This is a genomic window from Rhodoplanes roseus (genome assembly GCF_003258865.1).
Classification (GTDB): Bacteria; Pseudomonadota; Alphaproteobacteria; order Rhizobiales; family Xanthobacteraceae; genus Rhodoplanes; species Rhodoplanes roseus.
This window is the reverse complement of the sequence record NZ_NPEX01000337.1, coordinates 1-5,636: the sequence shown is the minus strand read 5'-3', so window position 1 is coordinate 5,636 and position 5,636 is coordinate 1. Positions and strand designations below refer to the sequence as shown.

Here is a 5,636-nt window from a genome sequence, read left to right as displayed (position 1 = left end):
CCGGACCGCTTCGCGGTCCGACCTCCCCCCTCCAGGGGGAGGTGAAGCGAGGCCCCGCGCCGCCTTCGCCGCGGCTCACGAACGGCCGCCGGTCTTGGTGGCCTTGGCCGCGTCCCACCACCAGATGGTCGGGAAGGCCGCCATGCCGTATTCGGGCATTGTCTCGGGGCGGCCGAAGCGGTCCCAGCGCGCGGTGCGGGCCTTGCCGTAGGTCCATTGCGGGACGACGAAATTGTGCGCCAGCAGCACGCGGTCGAGCGCCCGCGTCGCGGCCACCAGCTCGGCCCGGCTGGTGGCGAAGATCACCTTGTCGATCAGGGCGTCGATGCCGGCGTCCTTGATGCCGATCAGGTTGCGCGAGCCCGGCTGGTCGGCCGCCTGCGAGCCCCAGAAGCCGCGCTGCTCGTTGCCGGGCGACAGCGACTCCGCCCATACCGCCGTGGTGACGTCGAAGTCCCACTGGCGCATCCGGTTCTCGTACTGGGCGTCGTCGACGGTGCGCACCGACACGGTGATGCCCAGGCGTTCGAGCGACGGCTTGTAGAACAGCACGAAGCGCTCGGAGTTCGGATCGGAGGCGAGGAACTCGACCGTGTAGGGCTCGCCCGTCTTGCCGTCGACGAGCTTCTGGTTCCGGATCTCGTAGCCGGCCTCGCGCAGCAGTCGCGTGCCTTCGCGCAGATTGGCGCGCACCGCCTCGGGATTGCCGCCGACCGGGTTGGTGTAGGGCTTGGTGAACACCTCGGCCGGGATCTTGTCCTTGACGCTCTCCAGGATCTCGCGCTCGCGCCCCTCCGGCAGTCCGGACGAGGCCAGCTCGGTGCCTTCGAAGTAGCTGGCGATCCGCTTGTACTGGCCGAAGAAGATCTGCTTGTTCATCTCCTCGAAGTCGAACGCGGTGTTGAAGGCGCGGCGCACCCGCGGATCCTTGAACTTGTCGCGGCGGATGTTGAACGCGAAGGCCTGCATGACGCCGACGCTGCGGATCGGGAACTCCTCCAGCACGACGCGCTTGTCGCGCACCGCCGGAAAATCGTAGGCGGTCGCCCAGTTCTTGGCGCTGTTCTCGCTGCGCCAGTCCATCTGGTCGGCCTTGAAGGCCTCCAACGCCACCGTCGAATCGCGAAAATACTCGTAGCGGAGCTCGTCGAAGTTATCGCGCCCGATGTTCACGGGCAGATCCTTGCCCCAGTAGTCCTTGACGCGCTCGAAGGCGATCGAGCGGCCCGGCACCACGTCCTTGACCTTGTAGGCGCCGCAGCCGAGCGGCACCTCCAGCGTGGTGGCGCCGATGTCGCGCTTGTTGCCGGACGCGTCCGTGCCCTCCCACCAGTGCTTCGGCAGCACCGAGAGCTGGCCGACGATCTGCGGCAGCTCGCGGTTGCCGGGCTGGTCGAACGTGAAGGTGACGTCGCGCTCGCCGGTCTTCTCCGCCTTCACGACGTGACGGTAGTAGGCCGAGAGCTGCGGGCTGTATTTCTTGAAGGCGTCGAACGCGAAGATCACGTCCTCGGGGGTCACCGGCTTGCCGTCGTGCCAGCGCGCGCCGGCGCGCAGCCGGTACGTCACGGCGCCGAAATCGTCCGGATAGCTCACCGCCTCGGCCAGCAGGCCGTACTCGGTCGAGACCTCGTCGAGGGACGAGGCCATCAGGGTGTCGTAGATCAGGTCGACGGCGGCGGCGACCGAGCCCTTCACGCCGGCCACCACGGTGTTGAGGTTGTCGAAGGTGCCGAACACCGCCTGGCGCGAGGCGCCGCCCTTCGGCGCGCTCGGGTTCACGTAGTCGAAATGCTTGAAGCCGGCCGGGTATTTCAGCTCGCCGAAGAGCGACAGGCCGTGCCGCCAGGCGGGCTCGCCGGCGGCCGCGGCGGCCGGCTGGGCGAGGGCGCCGGGGACGACGCCGGCCAGCGGCGCGAGGGCGGGGGTCGCCGCCGCGATCGCGGTCGAGCGGAGCAGGTCACGGCGGGTCAGGCGCAAGGAACATCTCCCAAGGAAGGTCTCCAGGGTGGCTCGACGGACGGTTCTAACCGAATATGTCGGTTTTGGGATGTGCGTCCGCCAGCCGCGCCGGGCTCGGCCCTGCGTTAAATATGCGCAATCCCGCCGGGCCGGTGGTCCGGTCCGGGCGGGCATGGTGGTGCGCGGTTCGATGAGCGGCGGCCGGTCGGGTCCACCGCCGCCGGTCTCACTGCTTCGGCGGCGCCGTCTCGGCCGGGGCGTTGGGCTGCGCGCCCTGGTTCCCGGCCTGGGTCTGGGCCGGCTCGGCCGGCGCCGCGCCGGTGGTCGTCGGCAGCGGCTGCGGATTGTCGGACTTGGAGTTGAGGAAGGCCAGGATGTCGGCCCGCTCGCTCGCCCGCGGCACGCCGGCGAACGCCATGGCGGTGCCCGGCACGGCGGCCTTCGGACTGGTGATGAAGGCGTTCAGCTCCTCGATCGTCCACGGCCCGGTCTTCGCCGCCATGGCGGCCGAATACTTGAAGCCCTCGTGCGACGCGTGCGGGCGGCCCACCACGCCCCACAGATTGGGACCGACCTTGTTCGGACCGCCCTTGTCGAAGGTGTGGCAGGACTCGCATTTGCGGGCCGCCGCGGCGCCCTTCTCGACGCTGGCGGTGGCCAGCAGCGTGGTGATCGGCGGCTCGGCCGTCGTCTCGGCGGCCTTCGGGGTTTCCGGCGCGCCCGCGACCGCGATGGCATAGCCCGGCTGCTCGGGAGCCGCCGGCGAGAAGATGAGGCCAGCCGTGATGTTCAGGGCCACGACGCAGGCGGCGCTGAACAGGAACGCACCGGCGACCTTGTTGACTTCGTAAGAATCCATCGCGCACGGGCTCCGAAGGCGAGAGCATTACGGCGGGGGGTAAGCCGCACGAGGTTCGTGGCAGACATAGCGGGTTTGCGGCGGACCTTGCAACACGTATAAGCGCCGCGAAAAGCCGCGGTTCGCGGCTGCGAGACGGCAAACCCGCCGTCCATCGATCCCGGCGCCCCATACCATGCCGCATTCCGACATCGTCGTGCTCGTCCCGGCCCGGCTGGCCGCGACGAGGCTGCCCAACAAGCCGCTGGCCGACATCGGCGGCAAGCCGATGATCGTGCACGTGATGGCCCGCGCCGAGGAGGCCGGGGTCGGTCCGGTCTGGGTCGCCACCGATTCGGAGGAGATCCGGGCCGCCGTCGAGCACGCCGGCGGCCGCGCCGTGATGACGAGGGCCGACCATCCGTCCGGCTCCGACCGCATCTTCGAGGCGCTGACGACCATCGATCCGGACGGCCGCTTCGGCGTGGTGGTCAACGTCCAGGGCGACCTGCCGACGCTGTCGCCCGGCGATCTCGCCGCGGCGCTGCGGCCGTTCGAGGATCCGGCCGTGGACATCGCGACACTGGCAGCCGAGATCCGGCGCGACGAGGAGCGCACCAATCCGAACGTCGTGAAGGTGGTCGGCACGCCGGTCGCGGACCGCCGGTTGCGGGCCCTCTACTTCACCCGCGCCACCGCGCCCTCCGGCGACGGGCCGCTGTTCCATCACATCGGCCTCTACGCCTACCGGCGGGCCGCGCTCGCCCGCTTCGTCGCGCTGCCGCCCTCCACGCTGGAGCGCCGCGAGAGGCTGGAGCAGCTCCGGGCGCTGGAGGCCGGCATGCGGATCGACGTCATGCTGGTCGATTCGGTGCCGCTCGGCGTCGACACGCCGGCCGATCTCGACGCCGCCCGCGCCATTCTGGCCGGCGGCGATTGACTCCCCCGCCTCCCGGCGCGAAACCCGAGACCATCATGGACCAGAAAAAGATCGTCTTTCAGGGCGAGCCGGGCGCCAACTCGGACATCGCCTGCCGCCAAGCCTATCCCGACTACGAGCCGGTGCCGTGCCCGACCTTCGAGGACGCCTTCACGACGCTCTCGGCCGGCAAGGCGACGCTCGGCATGATCCCGATCGAGAACTCGGTCGCCGGCCGGGTGGCCGACATCCACCACTTGATGCCGACCTCGCGCCTGCGCATCGTCGCCGAGTGGTTCCTGCCGATCCGCAACCAGCTCATGGCCCTCAAGGGGGCCACCCTGAAGGACCTCAAGTCGGTCGAGAGCCACATCATGGCGCTCGGCCAGTGCCGCCGCTACCTGCGCAAGCTCGGCGTCGCCACCAAGGTGCAGGCCGACACGGCGGGCGCCGCCCGCATCATCGCCGAGGCCGGCGACAAGACGCGCGGCGCCATCGCGTCGCGGCTCGCCGCCGAGATCTACGGCCTCGACATCCTGGCCGAGAACGTCGAGGACGAGTCGCATTCGACCACGCGCTTCGTCGTGCTGGCCCGCGAGCCGGCCGTGGTGGCGCCCGACAACGGGCCGGTGATCACCACCTTCGTGTTCCAGGTGCGCAACATCCCGGCCGCGCTCTACAAGGCGCTCGGCGGCTTCGCCACCAACGGCATCAACATGACCAAGCTCGAGAGCTACATGGTCGAGGGAAATTTCGCGGCGACCCAGTTCTACGCCGACGTCGAAGGCCATCCGGAGGAGCGCAATCTCAAGCTGGCGCTCGAGGAGCTGGCCTTCTTCTCTCACCCGAAGTCGCTGAAGATCCTCGGCGTCTATCCGGCGCACTCGTTCCGCGCTACGTTCGCGAAGCGGTCGCAGCTCGAGGTTGCGACCTGAGCGGGGGGAAGGCATGGCGGCGACCGACGGGACCGTGCGGCGAATCCTGTTCCTGAGGGTCACGCTGCCATCGGCGGATCCGGCCTATGTGCGCTCCGTCGTGCAGGCGACGGCGCCGTTCTACGGGCTTCTGGGCGGCACCAGCGTGCGGCTGCTGCGCAACGTCGACGACCCGGCGCAGTTCATCCAGGAGATCGCCTACGAGACTCCGGAGGCGCTGGAGATCAGCCGCCAGCGGATCGCCGGCGACCTGCGCATCCAGAGCTTCCTCCAGGCCTGGCGCTCGATTCTGGGCGGCGCCGTTCAGCTCGAGGTCTGGGAGGAGCTGACCGCGGAGACGTGACGTCCGAGCCCGGTCAGGCGGCCGCCAGCGCGGCGGCGAGCCGGTCCGGGCCGGCGAACAGGATGCCGCTGTCGACCGTCCGCCGGCCGCCGTCGTCCTCGACGATCAGGGCGGGAACGCCCTGGGCGCCGACCGACTGCAGGTCCGCCCGGGCGCGCGCGACGCGCTCGGCGTTGAAGGCCCGCAGGACGTCGGTGGGCGTCGCGATCAGGCGGGCCGCCACGGCGAGGCCGAGGCCGTCGAGGAGCTGCGCCAGTGTCGCGGCCGCCGTGACGTCGCGCCCGTCGACATAGCGGGCCGTCTGGATCGCCGACAGGGCATCGATCTCGCGCTCCGGCTCCGTCGAGGCCACCGCGGCCAGCGCCAGCGTCGCCGGGCCGGAGTCGAAGCGGCGGACCCGATCGGACAGCACCGCGTCGCGATACTGGTCGGTGAACGGCTGGCCGGTCAGCTTCTGGATGCGCTGGTCGTTCGACCAGGCGTAGTCGGCGAAGGCGTCGGTCATCGGCCGGGCGCCGGCCCCGGCGAACAGGCCGGTCGGCGCCAGCGCAACGACGATTCCGGGCAGGGCGGCGAGCCGGCGGAGCGCCGGGGCGGCGCCGTAGCACCAGCCGCACAGCGGGTCGAACAGATAGGTGA

5 protein-coding genes and 1 pseudogene are annotated in these 5,636 nt (G+C 70.4%); 3 read left to right on the top strand and 3 right to left on the bottom strand.

The genetic code is table 11. The features are described 5' to 3' along the window. Positions 1 to 75 precede the first annotated feature (75 nt). Both CH341_RS27465 and CH341_RS27460 read right to left on the bottom strand, forming a co-directional pair. The gene (locus CH341_RS27465; protein ID WP_111422138.1) at positions 76 to 1,980 is read right to left on the bottom strand and encodes an extracellular solute-binding protein; all 1,905 of its coding nucleotides are present in this window, start codon (positions 1,978 to 1,980) and stop codon (positions 76 to 78) included. A gap of 307 nt (positions 1,981 to 2,287) precedes the next feature. After that, positions 2,288 to 2,821 (bottom strand): annotated as a pseudogene (locus CH341_RS27460) (c-type cytochrome); the annotation flags it as partial. Positions 2,822 to 2,996: 175 nt separating this feature from the next. Between CH341_RS27460 and CH341_RS27455 the strand changes: the two are divergent. The 3 genes from CH341_RS27455 to CH341_RS27445 are packed head-to-tail and all read left to right on the top strand — an operon-like array spanning position 2,997 to position 4,997. Then, positions 2,997 to 3,740 (top strand): 3-deoxy-manno-octulosonate cytidylyltransferase, encoded by a 744-nt coding sequence (locus CH341_RS27455; RefSeq protein ID WP_111422136.1) that lies wholly within the window; start codon positions 2,997 to 2,999, stop codon positions 3,738 to 3,740. A gap of 35 nt (positions 3,741 to 3,775) precedes the next feature. Then, on the top strand, positions 3,776 to 4,654 hold the full coding sequence (locus CH341_RS27450) for a prephenate dehydratase (protein ID WP_111422135.1): 879 nt from the start codon (positions 3,776 to 3,778) through the stop codon (positions 4,652 to 4,654). A 13-nt stretch (positions 4,655 to 4,667) separates the two neighbouring features. Continuing rightward, entirely contained in the window at positions 4,668 to 4,997 is a 330-nt protein-coding gene (locus CH341_RS27445) for a hypothetical protein (RefSeq protein ID WP_111422134.1), read from the top strand. A 13-nt stretch (positions 4,998 to 5,010) separates the two neighbouring features. Here the strand turns inward: CH341_RS27445 and CH341_RS27440 are convergent. Then, positions 5,011 to 5,636: DsbA family protein (locus CH341_RS27440; protein ID WP_111422133.1), on the bottom strand; the 626-nt coding region annotated here is incomplete at its 5' end.